The organism is Bacillus cereus, from assembly GCF_002561295.1.
Lineage (GTDB): Bacteria > Bacillota > Bacilli > Bacillales > Bacillaceae_G > Bacillus_A > Bacillus_A cereus_S.
In genome coordinates this window covers 13854-33231 of sequence record NZ_NTUG01000031.1, presented here as the reverse complement: position 1 = coordinate 33231, position 19378 = coordinate 13854, and the positions used below count along the sequence as shown (strand labels likewise).

Here is a 19378-nt window from a genome sequence, read left to right as displayed (position 1 = left end):
ATTCTACCTGTAAAGGCAGAATGGTTTTTTTAATCATTAATGCCAAATTGAGGGTGCATAAATGAATCTTCAGCTCTATCTGCCTTGTTCTGTAACAATTCTTGATTTTCTTCTGAAATCCACCCAATATCATTTGTCGGATGAATCCACTCCTTTCCAGCCATAATAGCCGGATCAACTTCATCACTCCAATTGTTAAGGGGGCTATTTTTAGAATTGTATTTACTATCTCCAATTACAACATCATATTGATTGATAAACGGTTGTTGCATTTGTTTTCCTGTCCCTTTAAAGGAAGGGAAATTCATCTGATGTGGGAGCGTCTCGTCTAAAATGGGTGAGTCAATTTGTTGTTTTTTCTTCAAAATAATCGTTCCTTCTTTATTATAGTAGGAAGTATAAATTCCTTGTTCCTATATAATGTTCCCTTATATATGTTACTTTGTACTTGTTAACACTTCCCATCAATAATTTTCGAATGTTTCCCCAAACTAAGATAGAAAGTGATATGTCATTACAGTGAGGGAAGGTATTATAAATGGTAAAACGAAAAGTAAAGCAACATGCGGCAATGAATCATAATAAAACCCCAAAAGAAAGTCTACCAGATGCGGAATTTGCGGTAGAGTATGAAAATGAAAATCCAGCGAAATATGCTAATCGGAATTCAAAAAAAGGTAAGCAAAAATGAGGCGTTTTTACAAACGCCTCATTTTTTTGTAGGATTTTTAATCTTTTTTTAATTATTTGTAAATTTTCTGTTTTTTAGCGAGAAAAAAATATGTAAAAACATTGAAGTAGCAACGTATTACACAAAAACAAACAACAAACAAAAGATTAATGTTGGTTTAATATTGCTTTTACACTTAGCGTTTATATTGGAGTTGTACATAAGAAAAATAAAAGGAGAGAGAAACAGTGAAAAAAACATTCTTTAAAGCTGTAGCAACCGGGGTAGTATTTTCTTTATTAATGGGGTGTGGTGCTAAGAAAGAAGAAACTGCGGGGGCGGAAGCGAAAGGTGACAAATTATCCGGATCATTAACAGTTTACACAGCGATTGAAGAAGAACTTGTACCTATTTATCTTGATTCCTTTAAAAAGAAATACCCAGATGTGAAATTAAATATCGTTCGTGATTCAACTGGGGTTATTACAGCGAAATTGTTAGCGGAAGGAAAAAATACACAGGCAGATGTTGTATGGGGAACAGCAGCTTCTAGTCTTCTAGCTCTAGAAAAGAAAGAAATGTTAAAAGAATATTCTCCAAAAGGTGTAGATCGTGTACTTCCGCAATTTAAAGATGATAAAAAGCCGGAGAAATGGGTTGGAAATACGGCGTTTATGACAGGGATTGCTGTTAATAAAGAAGAGCTCAAAAAGAAAAACTTACCGATGCCAACATCATATGAAGATTTAACAAAGCCAGAATATAAAGGAACAATCGTTATGCCGCATCCAGCTTCTTCTGGAACAGGATTTTTAACAGTATCTGCATGGCTGCAAATTATGGGTGAAGATAAAGGATGGGATTACATGAAGAAACTTCATGACAACATCGCAACTTATACACACTCGGGATCAAAGCCTGCAAAATTAGCAGGTGCGGGAGAATATCCGGTTGGAGTATCTATGATTTATAGCGGTTTAAAAGAAAAACAAAAAGGTGCGCCAGTTGAAGTTGCTCTTCCGAAAGAAGGATTGGGCTGGGAAGTAGAAGCTAATGCATTAATTAAGAAAGATAATGCGAAAAACGATAAGATTGCGAAAGCGTTTTTAGATTGGGCAATTACAGATGATGTGATGAAATTATATTTTGAGAAAAATGGATTTGCAACGATTAAAAATGATTATAAACTGCCAGATGGTTTCCCGAAAGATGTAACAAATAAGTTATATGAAAATAATGATTTCAAATGGGCAGCTGAAAATCGCGATAAAATTTTAGAACGTTGGGAAAAAGAGTTTGGTCAAAAAGCAGAACCGAAAAAGTAAGTGGGAGAGAGAAAAATGAGCGAATATTTATCAATTCAACACATTCAAAAACAATTTGATGCATTTACGGCGTTAAAAGACATTTCTTTTACAGTACAAAAAAATGAATTTGTTTGTTTGCTTGGTCCAAGTGGCTGTGGTAAAACGACGTTACTTCGTATTTTGGCGGGTTTAGAAGAACCGACAGCAGGGAGTATAGCTGTTAATGGAAAAGATATTACAGCATTACCACCTGGAAAGCGAAATTTAGGGATGGTGTTTCAATCATATGCGTTATTTCCAAATTTAACAGCACTTGAAAATATTGAATATGGATTGAAAACGAAGCGGTATTCCAAAGCGGAAGTAAAAGAGAAAGCGATAGAAGCATTAGAGCTTGTTGATTTGTTGAATGTGAAAGATAAATATCCTGCTCAAATGTCTGGGGGACAACAGCAGCGAGTTGCACTTGCGCGTGCGCTCGCGCTGTCTCCTGATATTTTATTGCTGGATGAGCCGCTCTCGGCACTTGATGCGAAAGTGCGTGAGAAATTACGTAGAGAGATGCGTGAGTTACAAGAAAAAGTAGGAGTTACAACAATTATGGTGACGCATGATCAAGAAGAGGCATTAACGATGGCTGATAAAATTGTTGTCATGAATCATGCGGAAATTATGCAGATTGGAACACCACAAGAGATTTATCAAAAACCATCAAATCCGTTTGTTGCAGATTTTATTGGTTCTATTAATTTCTTTTCAGAGAATGACAGAAAACAGGCAATTCGTCCAGAACATGTTGTTATTGTGCAAAATAATGGGATGAAAACAGTTGTAGAAAATATGGAGTTCCGTGGATCTGTATATCGAACGGAAGTGCGTGTGATAGAAGAGGACTCCCATCTTTATAATGAGCGAATTGTAGTGGATATATTAGCTATGGTGGCAGAGCAAAATTGTATTCGAAAAGGAAAACCACTTCAAATTTCATTTTCAGAAAATCATATGCTGTCATATGGAAAGAAGGTCATTGTATAGATGGAAGTGTTAGAAAACTATAAAACAGAAGCTTCTAGAAAAACGGTCAAGAGAAGTATTGGGAAAGAAGAGTGGATACAAAGGTTATTAGTTAGCAGTATGCTTCTTGCATTTCTTGTCATGCTTGTATTGCCGCTGCTGCAATTGTTTACACAAGCTTTCTATGATAAAGACGGTTCTTTTATTGGCATTGCGAATTTTAGCAAATATTTCACCACACCAACTTTAGTTCAATCGTTACAAAATACTGTATGGGTTTCAGGACTTACGACCATTATCTCCGTTACATTAGCATTTGCTTATGCATATGCCATTGCACGTACAAATGTTTTTGGGAAACGATTATTTCAGTACATTGCTTTATTACCGTTATTTGCGCCAACGATGATGCATGGGATTGCACTCACGTACTTATTCGGTAATCAAGGATTAGTAACAAAAGGGCTATTTGGTTTATTTGAAGGATTACAGATTCCACTTTATGGACCTGTTGGAATTACAATTGCTGAAGTTATCTATACGTTTCCACAAGCGTTTCTCATTTTATTAATTGCTTTTCAAGGTTCAGATTATCGCCTATATGAGGCGTCAAACATGCTAGGGGCAGGAAAGATAAAACAATTTTTCACCGTTACATTACCGGGTGTGAAATATGGACTAATTAGCGCAATGTTTGTCGTGTTTACACTTAGTTTTACTGATTTTGGGGCGCCAAAAATCGTAGGTGGTCAATATAATGTGCTCGCAACAGATGTATATAAGCAAGTAATTGGCCAACAAAATATGCCAATGGGTGCGACGGTCGGCATGATTTTGTTAATTCCAGCTATTTTTGCATTTGCAGTAGACCGAATTACTCAAAGAAAACAAGCAAACTTTTTATCTTCAAAAGCAGTACCATATCGAATTTCGACTAATAAAAAGAGAGATGTAATTTCATTTGTATATTGCACGATCATTACACTCATGATCATTCTTTTATTTGTTGCAGTTGGTGTTGCAGCAAGTGTAAAAGTATGGCCATATAATATGACATTTACACTTGAACACTTCAACTTCTCAAGTTTAACAGGAGATGGCATTGAAGCTTTTAAAAATAGTGTCATTGTTTCAGCGGTTACAGCGGTTATTGGAGCAATTTTAACATTTGTGTTTGCATATGCGATTGAAAAAATTCAGCAGTTAGCATTCTTTAGAAAAGTAGGATACTTTTTCTCGATTGTACCGCTTGCTATTCCAGGGTTAGTACTGGGACTAGGATATGTCTTTTTCTTTAGCCAACCGACCATTCAATTTTTTGGATGGGAAGTAACAAATCCATTTCATCCTTTGTACGGTACGATCGCGGTTCTTGTGCTTGTAAATATCATTCACTTCTATTCTGTAACTTTTGTTACAGCAACGACTGCGCTAAAGAAGTTAGACCGAGAGTTTGAGTTTGTTTCACAATCGATGGGAATCCCATTTTATAAAACGTTCTTTAAGGTTACGGTACCGATGTGTTTACCTGCAATTTTAGAAATGGTGATGTACTATTTTGTAAATTCAATGGTAACCGTATCGGCGGTCGTTTTCTTATATGCAGCTGATTTTAAATTAGCAGCGGTATCCATTGTGAATATGGATGACGCCGGAAACGTTGCACCTGCAGCGGCGATGAGTGTACTTATTGTTGTAACAAATATTGTAGTTAGGGTTCTTTATGAATGGGGAACAAAAGCAGTTCGTAATCGAACATCATTATGGCAAAAAAGATAAGAAGGGTGATGGGTAGGATGAAAATTGAAGCGGTTATTTTTGATTGGGCTGGTACGACAGTTGATTATGGATGTTTTGCACCATTAGAAGTGTTTATGGAAATCTTTCATAAACGCGGTGTTGTCATCACTGCAGAAGAAGCACGTAAGCCAATGGGGTTACTCAAAATTGATCATGTCCGTGCATTAACAGAAATGCCTCGTATTAGAGAAGAATGGAAGCAGGTTTTTGGACAATTACCAACAGAGATAGATATAGAGGAGATGTACGAAGAGTTTGAGGAAATTCTCTTTTCTATCTTACCTCGATATGCAACGCCGATTCATGGAGTGAAAGATGTGATTGCGCATTTACGTAACCGAGGTATTAAAATTGGTTCTACAACAGGTTATACGAGAGAGATGATGGATATTGTTGCAAAAGAAGCAAAAGAGCAAGGGTATGAGCCAGATTTTCTTGTCACACCAGATGATGTTCTGGCTGGTCGCCCATATCCATGGATGTGTTATAAGAATGCGATGGAATTAGGCGTATATCCAATGAATCATATGGTAAAGGTTGGAGACACAGTTTCAGATATGAAGGAAGGAAAAAATGCAGGGATGTGGACTGTTGGCGTCATTCTTGGCAGTAGTGAGCTAGGTTTAACAGAAGAAGAAGTAGAAAATATGGATCCGGTAGAACTGCAAAAAAAAATGGAAGTGGTGCGTAAGCGTTTTGTAGAGAATGGGGCTCATTTTACGATTGAAACAATGCAAGACTTACTAAAAGTCATTGAAAACATCGAAAAAGAAGAACTTATCATTTCATAAAAGGGGTATGAGTCATGAATAACAATCATTATTTACTATTAACGCCTGGTCCATTAACTACAACAAAAACTGTAAAAGAAGTTATGCTATACGATTGGTGTACATGGGACGCTGAATATAACACAATGGTACAAGAAGTGCGCAGTCGTCTTGTGGCATTAGCAACAAAGGAAGAGGAAAGCTATACAGCTGTTTTAATGCAAGGGAGTGGTACTTTTTCTGTTGAATCAGTGATCGGTTCGGTTATTCCGAAAAGCGGAAAGTTACTGGTTTGTACAAATGGTGCGTATGGAAAAAGGATTGTACAAATGGCAGAAATGTTACATATTGATGTTGTTGTTAGTCAAACAGAGGAATGGGAACCTACAAATCTTGTACAAGTAGAAGGCTTGCTACAAAAAGATCCAGAAATTACGCATGTTGTTGTCGTACATTGTGAAACAACGATAGGGATTATAAATCCAATTGCAGATGTATGTAAATTAGGGAAACAATATGGAAAAGTTACAATTGTTGATGCAATGAGTAGCTTTGGTGGTATTGAAATGGACGTTTCAGATTTGCAAATTGATTTTATGATTAGCAGTGCCAATAAATGTATTCAAGGTGTTCCAGGGTTTGGATTTGTGATTGCGAAGCGTGAGGAATTAGAAAGATGTAAAGGGCAAGCCCGCTCTCTCTCATTAGATTTATATGATCAGTGGGAAACGATGGAATTACAAAATGGAAAATGGCGTTTTACATCACCAACGCATATTGTACGTGCTTTTTATCAAGCATTACTTGAATTAGAAGAAGAGGGCGGAATTAAAGCTCGAAATGTGCGCTATCGTAATAACCAGCAAGTATTGGTAAAGAGAATGAGAGAAGTTGGTTTTCAGTCGTTAGTAAATGAAAAGTATCAATCTCCTATTATTACATCTTTTATTTATCCAGGAGAAAGTTTTGAATTTAATAGATTATATAATGAGCTCAAACAGCAAGGTTTTGTCATTTATCCCGGGAAAATTTCGAAAGTAGATACATTCCGAATTGGAAATATTGGAGATGTGCACGAAGATGATATTCACCGATTAGTAGATAGTATTGCAAAAGGAGCTGTTATAGGATGAAAGTATTTTGTTTAGGTGGAGCCGGGAAAATTTGTCGCGAAGCAATTTTAGACTTAGTTCAATTTTCATCTTTTGAAACGATTACAGTTGCAGATTTTAATGAAGAAGAAGGACGAAAAGTAGTAGAGTGGTTAGATGATCCGCGTGTTGACTTTGTGCGAGTAGACGTTACAAATCATGAAGATACCGTAGCGAAAATGAAGGGTTATGACATTGTCATGGATGGCACAACAATTAAGCTAAATGGATTATCTACTCGGTGCATTGCTGAGGCTGGATGCCATGGTGTGAATCTGAATGGATTTGGTGAGGAAAATGAGTCGCATGATGTATTTGTTCAGAACGGAAAGACTTGTTTGCCGGGATTTGGTATGACGCCAGGTGTGACACAAATGATGGCGATGTATGCAGCAAATCAGTTAGATTCAGTAGAGTCAGTACGAGTGAGTCATGGATCCTATCGTCCGATTGCATTCTCAGCTTCGATTACAGAAACAACAACATATGAATATGATCCGAAATTACCGACGCGTACAGTATTTGAAAATGGTGAATTCAAACAAGTACCTCCGTTTGCACGCCCGAGGGAAATTGAATTACCTGAACCATATGGTAAAGCGGTGCAGTATATTATCCCTCACTCTGAAACAATCACGCTAGCTAAGGCGTTAAAGAATAAAGGAGTACAGCTTATTGAAACACGCGGAACTTGGCCGCAGCAAAATATGAAGCTTGTTCGTGCTTTATACGATTACGGTATATTACGTAACGATACAATTGAAGTGAATGGTAAAGGGATTGGTATTATGGATTGTATTTCAAACTATTTGCTGCAATCGAAAGAAGGACAAGAAACAGCGGTATACGGATATGCACTGCATGTTGAAGTCATTGGGGAAAAAAATGGTCAAAAAGTGCAGCATATTTTATATCATACGCACCCTACTTCAGATGGATCTGTAGAAGGATGGGAAAACTTGCGAGCTTATACGAGAAATGTAGGGATTCCATTTGGAATTGCAACGGAGTTAATTGCAAATGGTGAAGTGAAAGAACCGGGCGTTGTAACACCTGAAGAAGCTTTTCAAAATCCAAAAATTATTTTTGATGAGTTAGAAAAACGCGGCATTCATATTCATGAAGAAGTTCGTGTCGTAAAAGAAAACTATGATTTTGTATAAGGAAAACTTTTATTAACCTATCCCCATATAAATTCCATCTCAAAATCTTGAGATGGGATTAGGTTGCCTATATAAGCGAGATAAATGAGGTGAAGTGATGTCTGTTGTTGGAGAAGAAAGAAAACGTAGCATTCTTGAAAAGGTAGAATTTAAAGGGAAAGTGAAAGTTTCAGAGTTAGCACGTGAATTTGCAGTATCAACAGAAACCATTCGTAGATATTTAGAAGAGTTGGATCGGGAAAAGAAGCTGAAGAAGGTATATGGAGGAGCAGTCCAGCTTCCAGGAGTCGGCATAGAGCCACCGATGTTAGAAAGAGAAATGCTACATATTGAAGAAAAGAAAAGAATTGGTTATAAAGCAGCGACGTTTGTAGAAGATGGGGATGTAATTGTTATCGATGATGGAAGCACGCCACTCCAAATGGTCCCTTATTTAATGCATCGGAAAAACTTAACTATCGTGACGAGTTCATTTCCTGTTGCAACTCAATTGATTTCTTCTATAAATAAAAAAATGTTTGATGGCGAAGTATTGTTTATTGGAGGAAAGGTGTCTCCAAAACATTGCCGCGTATCAGGATCTGTTTCACAGCAAGTCATTCGTCAGTTTCATTTTCATAAGGCGTTTATTTCAATTGATGGATTATTACCTAGCTTTGGAGTTTCGAGTTTTGAATTGGAAAAAGCTAAGTTATCAGAAGCGATGATTCAGTTAGCGGAAAAAACATTTGTTTTATGCGATCATACAAAGCTTGGGCTAAAAGGAAATTATCGAATTGCTAGCTTGTCTAATATTGAGCACGTTATTTGTGATAAAAAAATGCCGCATAGTTTTGAAGAATTCATTATAAAAAATAATATTCATTGGACGGTTAGTTAAATATATGTTTCTTGTCCTAGTGAAGAACGGATATAAAACCATCTCTTTGGGTGGAAGAGAGGATCCGCTCATGGCTAGAAACGGTCAGGGCCTTTTTTAGCCCCACCCCATATGAAAACAGAAGAAGAAAATGAGCGGAAAACTTTTTTTGTTTTCATAACCGCGATTTATATGTTGGAAAATCTAAATGAAGATATGGTGATGAGTAATCGATACCCACCCTTATTTTAGTTGAGAGAAAATCAGATCATGCATAGAACCGGTCAGATCTTTTTTTATCCTCGGCCAGGTGAAAACAAAGAGAGAAAACAAGTAAAGGTCACTTTTTCTTCTTCATAGCAGCGACTGATATGTTGAATAATCAAAATGGATGTATATGGTGATGCGAGAGGATTTAAAAAGTTTTGCATCAGTGCAAAAAATGGACACATTTTTCAATTTCCTTCATATAATTTACCAATAGAAAAAAAGTTGACTGGAGGAAAGAAGGGAGAGAGGTGTCGGAACGTTTGTATAATAAACTTATATTATATGCGAATATATTACAAAAGCTCGGGATTATTAGTGAACAAGAAAAGGATGAAATGCTACAAACAATGAATAAAAAGGCTCTGTAAAAGAGTCTTTTTTTTGTTATGTAACATGTGCCTAATTTTCAAGTGGATGCAGAAATCATATTGACAAAAAGAGATTCTCATGTGATAATTCAATTAAATTTTTAGAATAATCAAAAAATACTTCTTGTACATAAAAATAGTGAAATCATTATAGTGAGATTCTCATGGGGGTGACGAAATGTTATTTTTTTTAAAGAAATGGCAAGAGTTGAGGGATATAAAGATGGAATTAGCTCTTCGTGATTGGTTTTATGGTACAAAAATTAGTCTATCTATGCGGACATCACAAGAGCCATTAACGTTTTTAATTAATATTGAAGGAAGAGACAAAGGCTTGTATGCAGAAGAGGATTTTATTGTAGTAAATAGTATGTGTGAGCCTGTATTTGAAAATGATGAAAAACCTGCAAGTGAGTCCTTTATGCATGCTGACATTTATAAAAAAGGCAACGCAGATTGTATTTTACAAGTTCAAACTGTAGATAGTCATTTAATGGCAGAGCTATATGGAAAAGAAGGAGAAGTCACATTTGAAAAGCGGACTGTAGAACGTGTTTTTGGAAAAGAAGGTATCACAGAGATTACAATTCCGATTGTAGAAAATGAAAAGAAGTTCGCTGATCTATTAGAGAATCATGTTCCTAATTTTATAGAAGATGGAGGAGCTGTACTTGTTCATAATTATGGCATGCTCGTATGGGGAAAGACGCCAGAAGAGACGAAAAAATGGTTAGAAGGATTAGAGTATTTAATGAATTATCATGTGAAATTATTGATGATTAAAGGGACTAAGAGTTCTTCAGTTATATAATAAAAATCATGCATTACGCGCAAACCAATAAATGAAAGCGTTTTAAAAAGATTTCACTCATAAAATATGGGTCTCCTTATTATATATAGATTACATGTCGTCATGTGAGGAGGAACGTATTTTGCGAGTTAAATATCATTTTCTGCCGAAACAACAGGTGATATTTTGTAAGGATAATGATTTGGGGGAACAGGCGTTACAATTGATGAATGAAAATGGGTATAGAGCGATTCCTGTTCTTGCAGAAGATGAGAAGGAATTTAAAGGGATTATTTATAAGGTAGATATTTTAGAAAATAAATGTAATGAAGGTTTAGAGGATATAGGTGTGGCAGATATTATGGAAGATAAATCTGCATTTATCTTTGAAACGGATTCCTTTTTTCGAGCTTTTTATGTAATTAGACGTCTTCCCTTTTTAGCTGTGTTGAATGAGTATCATGAGTTTGCTGGCATTTTAACACATTCGAATATATTTGATGTCATTGAAGATTCATTTGGGATGAAAACAGGTGGTTATATAATAACAATCGCGACACAAGATTGTAAGGGGACAATGAAGGAGCTAGGAACGCTTCTTAAATCTTATCATATTGGTGGATTATTTACATTGGATAACGGTGATCAATATATGAGGCGTGTTATTGTGAACATTACGGATGATTTAAGTGAAAAAGAATTAGAAACATTGATTGCAAAAATAGAGAAAAAAGGGTTTCGTGTTAGTCATGTAGATCATATATGAGATTCTTATACGAATGTTTGTCAAATAGCATTGGTGTAAGCGTGATATGAAAAATAGAGAACAGCATATAGCTGTTCTCTATTTTTATTTGGAAACAGGTGGTGGTGAGAGGGCGAGATCGGATAAGAAAATAAAGTCAGCATGTTCACGAACTTTCGGGATACTAGATTGAATAACCTGAGATGTAATTTCTCCAGGAGGACCAACATGACCGATTGCAACTACGACAGGTTTTTCTTGAATTCTTTGTAAGAGTACCTGTGCTTGTTTTGTCATATGTGATGATGTATAAACATCGTCAAAGAATAATTGGTTTTCTACAATAGGAACGCCTAATTCTTTTCCAATTTTCGGTACTACACTATTAGGATTTGTTTTACTATCTAAATAAAAGAGGTTGTGCTTTTTACATACGGATAGTATGATTCGCATAATTCTTTCATCAGCTGTCACTTTCGAGCCCATATGATTATTCATTCCAATGGCATGCGGTACGTCTTGAATCGCTTGTTCAATCCGCTTTTCAATTTCCTGATCATTTAAATCGGTTGTAATCGCTTTAGGGCCAAGCCATTCTTTCTTCCCTTTAATAGGTTCCATTGGCATATGAAGAATGACTTCATGTCCTTTTTGATGAGCAGCTACTGCATCTTGTTTTGTGGAGGGGAGAAAGGGCATAACGGCTACAGTAAGTGGAATTGGGAGGGAAAGCATCCTTTCTGTTCCCTTCATGTTATTTCCGAAATCATCGATTACGATGGCAACCTTATTTGTATGTGCATATGTTTGAAGAGGGAAAAGGCCAATAAATAATGCAATGAAAAAAATAATGATATGTTTCTGCATATAAGAAATTCCTTTCTAATTGAATAATTTACTGTAAATGATGCGCTATAATAGTGGTTTTTTCTTCATCCCCACTGATTATGAGCGTTCACCAAACGAGCTTTTACGGATAGTTGGTTTCCTACTGATCTTCCTCGTTTCTCCCTGAATCTTGAGATGCAAATCTATAATTATAATTTACATTTTTGACATAAATTAAACGGGAAAAATGTCGAAGTAACGTAAATTAAAAATGGAAAAAGCGGAGTTTATATGTCGTTTACAAAAAATAACATAAAAAAAATGTCTATTATTGCGAATGTATTTACAAAGATAGAATAATTTGTAATAATTCTCAAAGTGAGGATAAAGATTTGTAAATTACAGGGAGAAAATGTTTAAAATTCTGGGTAGTCTAATTTGAATGCAGTATATACGTTGTAGCTATGAATGCCTGGCATGAAAATGAAGTCGAGAGTATGGAAGAATAATGAGGGGGATATGGATGTTTACAGCAAAACGAAGGTACACAATGGAAAAGCTTTCGCGTGATATTCATATGAAACGTGAAGAGATGATTCATTTAGGTTTAACAAATGGATTAAATAGTAGGGAAACAATTCAAGTGAGTCAAGAGTTGGACAAGCTTATTTTACAGTACCAACGCTATAAAGAACAACAAACACCAAGATGGTTAGCATTTGTGAAGAGACCTTTCTTTCAAATAGAATATGAGGGGAAATCAAGTGCTTTTTGGAAAATGTTTGTGACTGCTTTTATGAAATAAACATAATTATCCTCCTAGGAGAAGGATAATTATGTGAGATCTAATGGAAGTTTTATATGGACAGTGGTTCCTTGATTTTCTTTGCTATCAATCACAATTTGTCCATCGTACATTTCTATAATTCGTTTGCATATGACAAGGCCAAGACCTGTTCCGGTATCTTTGTTGGTAAAGAACGGATGAAAGAGGTGTTTTTGAATATGCTTTGGGATACCTTTTCCTGTGTCAACAATGTGTAATTGTGCGTATTCGTTGTTACTGGTAACTTGAATTGTTAACATATCACCAGACGACATAGCTTCAATTGCGTTTTTTGTAATATTTAAAATCACTTGTTTCATATGATCTTTTGAACAACGTATATGAACAGGGTGGTCTGGTAACTGCAAGGTGAATATAATGTTATATAAATGTGCTTCCGATTGAATAATTAATGCTACCTCTTGAATAATATCTCTTACATCATACCTTTTTTCACTAATCGCTGTTGGTTTGCCAAGAATAAGAAATTCGCTAACAATTTCATTAATACGTTCTATTTCTTGTTCAATAACAGAGAAATAGAATTGGTCTTGTTCTTGTGTATGTTTTTCTTTTAAAAGTGTTACAAGGCCTTTAATTCCGGTAAGTGGATTCCGGATTTCATGAGCGGTACTAGCTGCAAAAGTACCAACTAATTCAATTTTTTGCATTTCATTTTGTTGTCTCTCTAATTTTGTTTGTCGTTTCAGCAAAATATATTGAATGAGTAGAAATAAAATCGTCATTAAAAATAAAGTAACGAGACATTCTACCACAACCATTTGGTATAAAGTTGTCTTATGAATAGGTAATGGAGAAACGGAAACTTGCCAGTTTAACTTTTGTAGCGGAGTGGAAATCATGTTAGTATGTTGTCCAATCGGTTCGTTATTATCATCTGTTAAAAAGGTTACACCATGTTGATCAGTTACTTCAAAATGATATTGAGGTTTAATAGCATTTAAAGCAGAAGATATGTAATCAAAACGTAAACTGGCCAATAATAAGCCGGAATTTTGTTTCTGTTTTGTAAAAATGGGGGTTGCAATCATAATAGCTTGGTGCCCAAGAACACGATCTGTAATGACAGATGATACAGTTGTTTTTTTAGATTTAAAGGCTTCTATTATATAGTCTCGATCTGCGACAGGAATTGGCTTTGTCAAGCCTTGTGATGCTACGGTGATTATGCCTTGCTTATCTGTATAATATAGTCCAGAAAAATGCCCGTCTTTTTCATCGGTATCCTGTAATATTTGCTGAATTCCTTTTGTATTTTCTGTTTCTGTATTTACGACCATAGCAAGCATCTCTAATGCAGAAATTGCCTCACCAATATGATGATCTAAGTAGTCTCTATATAAAAATAAAACAGTATGAGCAGCTAGTTTGTTTTCCTTTTGCATCTGGTATGTATGATAAGAATAGAAAGTCACACCGATTCCTAGCGTTGGTAATATAACAAGCAATATATATAAAGCGATGCTGCGTAAATTCCTGTTCAAAGTTGTTACTCCTTCTTTTTTAGTATCATTATATATAAACTGTGTTAAAATTGTCATGCTTTTATTTAATATGTGATGGTTCGTATATTTTTAGTAGAAGGAATGAGTGAAACTGATAAGTGATTGAGCAATCACTCGGAGACAAAAGGGGCGATTGATAGGGATTTGCTTTATGAATAAACTTTTTATTTAGTAGATTGCCTAGAATGCTTGTGAATTTAGGTGAAGGGTTGAAATTGTATGAAATTAAATGATGAACGAGAAGATATTTCTCAATCTTTAAAAGTGTTTATTGCACTGTCACGTGTGCACCGTGCTGTTATGAATACGACAAATAAGTCAATACAAAGTAATGGATTAAATCCAACTGAGTTTGCTGTTTTAGAATTGCTATACCATAAAGGTGGTCAACCGCTTCAACAAATTGGAGAGCGTATTTTAATTGCAAGTGGAAGCATTACGTATGTTGTTGATAAGTTAGAAAAAAAGGGGCTTGTGAAACGAATTCCATGCCCAAATGATCGTCGTGTTATATATGCACAGTTAACAGCGGAAGGAGAGGCCTTTATCGCTTCTATTTTTCCAAATCATGAAAAAGTTATACATGATTCCTTTGAAATGTTAACAAAAGAGGAGAAGGATGAGTTATTATTTTTGCTTAAAAAAGTTGGAAAATATGAAAAGTGATATGTGTAAGTACAAATTGAAAAAACGATAGAAAACCATTCTTTTTTTGATGGAAGAGAGCGTCCGTCCATACATAGAAGCGGTCAGATCCTGTGATAAGTGAAGATAAAAGGAGAAGATGAGTGCATGTGATTTATTGTTATACACAGCAGGGTATTATATGTTAAAAAATCAAAATGTATATAACATGTGTAAAAAGCTTTCGATGTAAAATAATCAAAAGCTTTTTTGTCTATTTTTTATTCTATAATAAATAGTAATAGAGTTCATTGACTGTTTTGCAAGAAGTATAGAAGGCGTGTTACAGTTTGTGCCGGTTTTTGTTGAAGAATAAAAGGAGATTCAGAACGGGAAATGGAATTATAGTAGTGGTACATATAATCGAGAGGAGGCATATTCATGTCGTTTCAGAACTATGAATATAAACGCCCAAATACAGAAGAGTTACAAGGGAAATTTACTGCAGCTTTAGAACGATTTGAGAATGCAAAGACAGTAGACGAGCAAAAGCAAGTCATTGGTGAAATTAATGAAATTCGCAATGATTTTGGCACGATGGGAAATATTTGTTACATTCGCCATTCTGTTGATACAACAGATGTATTTTATAAGGAAGAACAAGACTTCTTTGATGAATATTCTCCAATTGTACAAGGCTATACAACGAAATATTATAAAGCATTGATGAATTCTCCATTTCGTGAGGAGCTAGAGGCTTATTATGGGAAACAGTTATTCGCTTTAGCAGAATGTGATTTAAAAACGTATTCAGATGAAATTGTGAAAGATTTACAGTTGGAAAATAAATTATCTTCACAATATACACAACTTTTAGCGGCTGCAAAAATTGACTTTGAAGGTGAAGAAAGAACATTATCACAGCTTGGACCTTTTATGCAACACAAGGATAGAGATATGCGTAAAAGAGCAAGTGAAGCATATTATGGTTTCTTAACAGGGCATGAAGAAGAGTTAGACCGTATTTATGATGACCTTGTAAAAGTAAGGACGAAAATTGCTACAACACTTGGTTTTAAAAACTTTGTTGAACTAGGTTATGCAAGAATGTACCGCACAGATTATAATGCGGAAATGGTGGCAAATTATCGTAAGCAAGTATTAGATTACATTGTTCCAGTTGCAACAGAATTACGAGATAGACAAAAGGCTCGCATCGGTGTAGAAAAGTTAGCTTACTATGATGAGGGTTTTGAATATGCAACAGGGAATCCTACTCCAAAAGGAGATGCAGAGTGGATTATTAATCATGGAAAGACGATGTATAAAGAATTATCAACAGAAACAGATGAGTTCTTTAACTTTATGCTAGATAATGAATTATTAGATCTAGTTGCGAAAAAAGGAAAAGCTGGCGGCGGTTATTGTACATACATTGAAAATTATAAGGCCCCATTTATCTTCTCCAACTTTAATGGAACATCAGGAGATATTGATGTGTTAACGCACGAAGCAGGTCATGCATTTCAAGTGTATGAAAGCCGTAAGTTTGAAATTCCAGAGTATAATTGGCCAACGTATGAAGCGTGTGAAATTCATTCTATGAGTATGGAATTTTTCACATGGCCATGGATGAAACTATTCTTTGAGGAAGATGCGGATAAATATTATTTCTCTCATTTAAGTTCAGCACTTCTATTTTTACCATACGGTGTATCTGTTGATGAATATCAACATTATGTATATGAAAATCCAGAAGCATCTCCAGAGGAACGTAAAACAGCATGGCGTAACATTGAAAGAAAGTACCTACCGCACCGAGATTATGAAGATAATGACTATTTAGAACGTGGTGGTTTCTGGCAACGTCAAGGCCATATTTATAGTTCTCCTTTCTATTATATTGATTATACATTGGCGCAAATTTGTGCACTGCAATTTTGGAAGCGAGCAAGAGATAATAGACAGGAAGCGTGGGAAGATTACGTGAATCTTTGTCAGCAAGGAGGAAGTAAGTCTTTCCTAGATTTAGTGGAGGTAGCAAATTTAACATCTCCATTTGCTAATGGGTGCGTGCAAGGGGTAATCAATGAGATTCAAGCGTGGTTACATGCAGTGGATGACACAAAATTGTAAAAATGATTCTTAGTTTTTGCGTATTTTGTAATCGACACATGTATAAAATAATGAGATAATATAAGAAAATTCAGATTTTTAAAGGGGTGTTTCTAAACTAGAAGCGCCTCTTTTTACCAAAAAAGAGGGGGGAAAATTATGCTTCAATCTAATATGAATGTTAGTTTGGAAACTTTGCTGCAATCGTTACAATCTACAAGAAATACATTATTATCAGAAATTGAGATGTTAAATGATACGGAAGTGAATGTAAAGCCGCGCCGTGATAAATGGAGTATCATTCAAATTTTGCATCATCTGCACCTAGTTGAACAATCTGTTACATCAGCTCTTGTGTATGCCTTGCAGAAAAAAGAAAGAAAAGTAGTTCCACTCAAAGATCTCCAACTTACCCTTGATCGAACATACAAACGAGAAGCTCCTCAACAAATGCAACCAACAGAAACGTTAATGAAAAAACAGCAAGGAATTCACTTGCTTGAACATTCGCGGGCAGAGTTACTGCATACGCTGCATAGTATTATAGATGAAAAAGAATTATTTGAAAATTCTTTAAAACATCCTATATTTCATGAACTTAATTTATATCAATGGCTTCAATTCCTTGATTTACATGAACAGCGTCATCTTACACAATTAAAAGAAGCGAAGTACGCGATTTTGCAAAGATAAAGAAAAACTCCTGTTACATGGGAGGTATATTGAAGAACTAAAACGAAGCGAGGGAGGAAATATCTCGCTTCGTTTTAGTTTACCTCGCTATTTGTGGGCAGTAAGACCTCCACTTGAAGATTCAGCGAAAGCAATGTCCAGCTCTAGCCGCTTTCGCTTTTGGGGGTCAACTGCCCGTAAAAGCCCGATTNNCAGTGGGGGATGAAGCCCCCACTGATTAAAGTTTCACTTTACCCCGCTATTTGTGGGCAGTAAAATTTCTACCTCGAAATTTAACAAAGGAAAGAAGTTAATGGATTGAAGTACATTTTTATCTCTTATTTTGGAATAATACAGAAAGACAACAGGGAAGGAGTTGAAAGCATGTCACACAAGAAAAAAGAGCAAGAGCGTAGTTGGAAGGCGCGAAAAGAAAATCAAAAACCGCATGGGAAAGTAAAGACTTTTGCGGAACTTGTTGATGAAACAGAAAAAACGTGATGAAATCTTCATCACGTTTTTTGAATGAGTGGAAAGGTTAGTAAGAAGGTTGTACCAATATCCCTTTCACTTGTAATATTAATTTTTCCATCCATTGCTTTGATGATGCTGAATACGACCATCATTCCAAGCCCTGTTCCTTTCTCTTTTGTTGAATAGAAAGGGGCACCTAGACGTTTTATTTGTTCTGAATCCATGCCAATACCAGTATCTTTTATAGATAATTGTATATGTTTATGGTTTGGTATTAATGTGAGAATAAGGTTTCCTCCCTCAGGCATAGCTTCGATACAATTTTTTAAAATGTTTAATAAACATTGATTGAGTTTTTGTTTTTCTCCAGAAATGTAAAAGTTGTTACTTTGTTTTGTATAATTTATCTGGACATTCGTCAAGTTTGCTAGTGGAGTTATAAGAGATACAGCATGTAACAATTCTTCTTCTATTTGTAGTATTTGTTCTTTTTCAATACTTGGTTTTGAAAAAGTTAGATAATCTGTCAGTACACGATTCGCTTGTTCAATGCTATTGATAGCAATGTCCGTATATAATTTCCGCTCTTCTTCAGAACAGTTCTCTGACTGTAATAGTTGTAAAAATCCTTTTGTTGAAGTTAGAGGGTTACGAATTTCATGAGAAATAGAAGCAGCCATTTCTCCAATAAGATGAAATTTCTCAGCGTTAATAAGTTCTTCCTGTAAACGAGCCTGTAATTGGAGTATGTTTAATAGATAAAGAATAAGAATTGTACCAATCATTGCACATAATTCATAAGCAATAATATGAGGAAGATGGTACATGGTACTAGGAACTTTAATCAGGAATAAAGGGACCCAAACGAGTCCATATGTAAGACTGTATAAAATGGTTAGTAAAAGCTTTATACGATTCGAGCCTTTAGTGAATCGTTTGTAAGTAAAAATTAAAACCACATATAAAAGAATAGAACCAATAGCCGATGGGAAGAATCCGATACCTCCTATGAAGAACCGGTATACGTTTAATACAATTAAAATAGCTCCACCGGCAACAGGACCTCCTGTTAAAGTACTGATAATTAATACGATATGGCGCATATCAAATTGAAAGCCGTGGATTGTTTGTGCTGCAAAAGAGATACAAAAAATTGCAGAAATACTGCAAAGTAATATAAAGATAGTTGAATTTAATTTAGGCGAATGTTTTCCTTTTTGATTCCAAAACAGATGATACAATAGCATCATAACGAGGATAAACAGTATATTTAGAAAGAGATGAATAACAAAATGTGCCAGAGGTATGCCCGCCTTTCTTGTATATAATCTCGCTTAAATATAATCATACTATTAAAATACAAGAAAATGAATCTGAATTTCGTTAAAAAAAAGAAAAATCAGAAG

The 19378-nt window shown here is 35.3% G+C and carries 19 protein-coding genes; 15 read left to right on the top strand and 4 right to left on the bottom strand.

The genetic code is table 11. The features are described 5' to 3' along the window. Positions 1 to 29: 29 nt before the first annotated feature. Positions 30 to 365 carry a DUF3905 domain-containing protein gene (locus CN373_RS17530; protein WP_000730169.1) on the bottom strand — a complete coding sequence of 112 codons (336 nt, stop codon included), beginning with the start codon at positions 363 to 365 and terminating at the stop codon, positions 30 to 32. A 173-nt stretch (positions 366 to 538) separates the two neighbouring features. Between CN373_RS17530 and CN373_RS25620 the strand changes: the two genes are divergently transcribed. The 10 genes from CN373_RS25620 (at position 539) to cbpA (ending at position 10928) form a co-directional block, all read left to right on the top strand. Next, positions 539 to 691 carry a hypothetical protein gene (locus CN373_RS25620; protein ID WP_000240797.1) on the top strand — a complete coding sequence of 51 codons (153 nt, stop codon included), beginning with the start codon at positions 539 to 541 and terminating at the stop codon, positions 689 to 691. A 227-nt stretch (positions 692 to 918) separates the two neighbouring features. Further along, entirely contained in the window at positions 919 to 1995 is a 1077-nt protein-coding gene (locus tag CN373_RS17520; protein ID WP_098359808.1) for a putative 2-aminoethylphosphonate ABC transporter substrate-binding protein, read from the top strand. A gap of 15 nt (positions 1996 to 2010) precedes the next feature. Next, positions 2011 to 3012 (top strand): putative 2-aminoethylphosphonate ABC transporter ATP-binding protein, encoded by a 1002-nt coding sequence (locus CN373_RS17515; RefSeq protein WP_000006200.1) that lies wholly within the window; start codon positions 2011 to 2013, stop codon positions 3010 to 3012. Then, on the top strand, positions 3013 to 4770 hold the full coding sequence (locus tag CN373_RS17510) for a putative 2-aminoethylphosphonate ABC transporter permease subunit (protein ID WP_111901871.1): 1758 nt from the start codon (positions 3013 to 3015) through the stop codon (positions 4768 to 4770). A 17-nt stretch (positions 4771 to 4787) separates the two neighbouring features. Beyond that, on the top strand, positions 4788 to 5582 hold the full coding sequence (gene phnX, locus CN373_RS17505; RefSeq protein WP_000687379.1) for a phosphonoacetaldehyde hydrolase: 795 nt from the start codon (positions 4788 to 4790) through the stop codon (positions 5580 to 5582). A 14-nt stretch (positions 5583 to 5596) separates the two neighbouring features. Continuing rightward, positions 5597 to 6694 carry a 2-aminoethylphosphonate--pyruvate transaminase gene (gene phnW / locus CN373_RS17500; RefSeq protein WP_098359807.1) on the top strand — a complete coding sequence of 366 codons (1098 nt, stop codon included), beginning with the start codon at positions 5597 to 5599 and terminating at the stop codon, positions 6692 to 6694. Then, the gene (locus CN373_RS17495; RefSeq protein WP_098359806.1) at positions 6691 to 7875 is read left to right on the top strand and encodes a saccharopine dehydrogenase family protein; all 1185 of its coding nucleotides are present in this window, start codon (positions 6691 to 6693) and stop codon (positions 7873 to 7875) included. Before phnW ends, CN373_RS17495 begins: the two co-directional genes overlap by 4 nt. Positions 7876 to 7972: 97 nt before the next feature. Continuing rightward, a complete protein-coding gene (locus CN373_RS17490) occupies positions 7973 to 8755 on the top strand; it encodes a DeoR/GlpR family DNA-binding transcription regulator (protein ID WP_098359805.1) in 783 nt (260 codons plus the stop codon). Positions 8756 to 9550: 795 nt separating this feature from the next. Further along, the gene (locus CN373_RS17485; RefSeq protein WP_098359804.1) at positions 9551 to 10183 is read left to right on the top strand and encodes a class II aldolase/adducin family protein; all 633 of its coding nucleotides are present in this window, start codon (positions 9551 to 9553) and stop codon (positions 10181 to 10183) included. Positions 10184 to 10304: 121 nt separating this feature from the next. Next, a complete protein-coding gene (cbpA, locus tag CN373_RS17480; RefSeq protein ID WP_001264201.1) occupies positions 10305 to 10928 on the top strand; it encodes a cyclic di-AMP binding protein CbpA in 624 nt (207 codons plus the stop codon). Positions 10929 to 11012: 84 nt separating this feature from the next. Here cbpA and CN373_RS17475 read toward each other — a convergent pair whose 3' ends face one another. Continuing rightward, positions 11013 to 11774, bottom strand: coding sequence for a divergent polysaccharide deacetylase family protein (locus CN373_RS17475; RefSeq protein ID WP_098359803.1), 762 nt, complete (start codon positions 11772 to 11774; stop codon positions 11013 to 11015). A gap of 484 nt (positions 11775 to 12258) precedes the next feature. On the opposite strand from CN373_RS17475, the gene CN373_RS17470 reads away from it, so the two are divergent. Continuing rightward, positions 12259 to 12540, top strand: a complete 282-nt coding sequence (locus CN373_RS17470; RefSeq protein ID WP_098359802.1) for an aspartyl-phosphate phosphatase Spo0E family protein — start codon at positions 12259 to 12261, stop codon at positions 12538 to 12540. 29 nt (positions 12541 to 12569) lie between these two features. Here the strand turns inward: CN373_RS17470 and CN373_RS17465 are convergent, their stop codons facing one another. Then, positions 12570 to 14123 carry a DUF3149 domain-containing protein gene (locus CN373_RS17465; RefSeq protein WP_430794192.1) on the bottom strand — a complete coding sequence of 518 codons (1554 nt, stop codon included), beginning with the start codon at positions 14121 to 14123 and terminating at the stop codon, positions 12570 to 12572. Positions 14124 to 14306: 183 nt separating this feature from the next. Here CN373_RS17465 and CN373_RS17460 point away from each other — a divergent pair, with 183 nt between their 5' ends. The 4 genes from CN373_RS17460 (at position 14307) to CN373_RS25880 (ending at position 17999) form a co-directional block, all read left to right on the top strand. Then, positions 14307 to 14753, top strand: coding sequence for a MarR family winged helix-turn-helix transcriptional regulator (locus CN373_RS17460; protein WP_000772796.1), 447 nt, complete (start codon positions 14307 to 14309; stop codon positions 14751 to 14753). Between the two features lie 399 nt (positions 14754 to 15152). Beyond that, positions 15153 to 16847, top strand: coding sequence for a M3 family oligoendopeptidase (locus CN373_RS17455; protein WP_098359800.1), 1695 nt, complete (start codon positions 15153 to 15155; stop codon positions 16845 to 16847). A gap of 138 nt (positions 16848 to 16985) precedes the next feature. Then, positions 16986 to 17519 (top strand): DinB family protein, encoded by a 534-nt coding sequence (locus CN373_RS17450; RefSeq protein WP_098359799.1) that lies wholly within the window; start codon positions 16986 to 16988, stop codon positions 17517 to 17519. A 363-nt stretch (positions 17520 to 17882) separates the two neighbouring features. Further along, a complete protein-coding gene (locus CN373_RS25880) occupies positions 17883 to 17999 on the top strand; it encodes a DUF6254 family protein (RefSeq protein WP_000018497.1) in 117 nt (38 codons plus the stop codon). 11 nt (positions 18000 to 18010) lie between these two features. On the opposite strand, the gene CN373_RS17440 is transcribed toward CN373_RS25880, so the two are convergent. Then, entirely contained in the window at positions 18011 to 19219 is a 1209-nt protein-coding gene (locus tag CN373_RS17440) for a sensor histidine kinase (protein WP_098359816.1), read from the bottom strand. Between the last annotated feature and the right edge of the window lie 159 nt (positions 19220 to 19378).

Coding starts and splice junctions, on each gene's coding strand:
- CN373_RS25620 (WP_000240797.1), top strand. CDS start 539: ATGGTAAAACGAAAAGTAAAGCAACATGCGGCAATGAATCATAATAAA.
- CN373_RS17515 (WP_000006200.1), top strand. CDS start 2,011: ATGAGCGAATATTTATCAATTCAACACATTCAAAAACAATTTGATGCA.
- CN373_RS17510 (WP_111901871.1), top strand. CDS start 3,013: ATGGAAGTGTTAGAAAACTATAAAACAGAAGCTTCTAGAAAAACGGTC.
- phnX (WP_000687379.1), top strand. CDS start 4,788: ATGAAAATTGAAGCGGTTATTTTTGATTGGGCTGGTACGACAGTTGAT.
- phnW (WP_098359807.1), top strand. CDS start 5,597: ATGAATAACAATCATTATTTACTATTAACGCCTGGTCCATTAACTACA.
- CN373_RS17495 (WP_098359806.1), top strand. CDS start 6,691: ATGAAAGTATTTTGTTTAGGTGGAGCCGGGAAAATTTGTCGCGAAGCA.
- CN373_RS17490 (WP_098359805.1), top strand. CDS start 7,973: ATGTCTGTTGTTGGAGAAGAAAGAAAACGTAGCATTCTTGAAAAGGTA.
- CN373_RS17485 (WP_098359804.1), top strand. CDS start 9,551: ATGTTATTTTTTTTAAAGAAATGGCAAGAGTTGAGGGATATAAAGATG.
- CN373_RS17475 (WP_098359803.1), bottom strand. CDS start 11,774: ATGCAGAAACATATCATTATTTTTTTCATTGCATTATTTATTGGCCTT.
- CN373_RS17470 (WP_098359802.1), top strand. CDS start 12,259: ATGTTTACAGCAAAACGAAGGTACACAATGGAAAAGCTTTCGCGTGAT.
- CN373_RS17465 (WP_430794192.1), bottom strand. CDS start 14,123: ATGACAATTTTAACACAGTTTATATATAATGATACTAAAAAAGAAGGA.
- CN373_RS17460 (WP_000772796.1), top strand. CDS start 14,307: ATGAAATTAAATGATGAACGAGAAGATATTTCTCAATCTTTAAAAGTG.
- CN373_RS17455 (WP_098359800.1), top strand. CDS start 15,153: ATGTCGTTTCAGAACTATGAATATAAACGCCCAAATACAGAAGAGTTA.
- CN373_RS17450 (WP_098359799.1), top strand. CDS start 16,986: ATGCTTCAATCTAATATGAATGTTAGTTTGGAAACTTTGCTGCAATCG.
- CN373_RS25880 (WP_000018497.1), top strand. CDS start 17,883: ATGTCACACAAGAAAAAAGAGCAAGAGCGTAGTTGGAAGGCGCGAAAA.
- CN373_RS17440 (WP_098359816.1), bottom strand. CDS start 19,219: ATGCTATTGTATCATCTGTTTTGGAATCAAAAAGGAAAACATTCGCCT.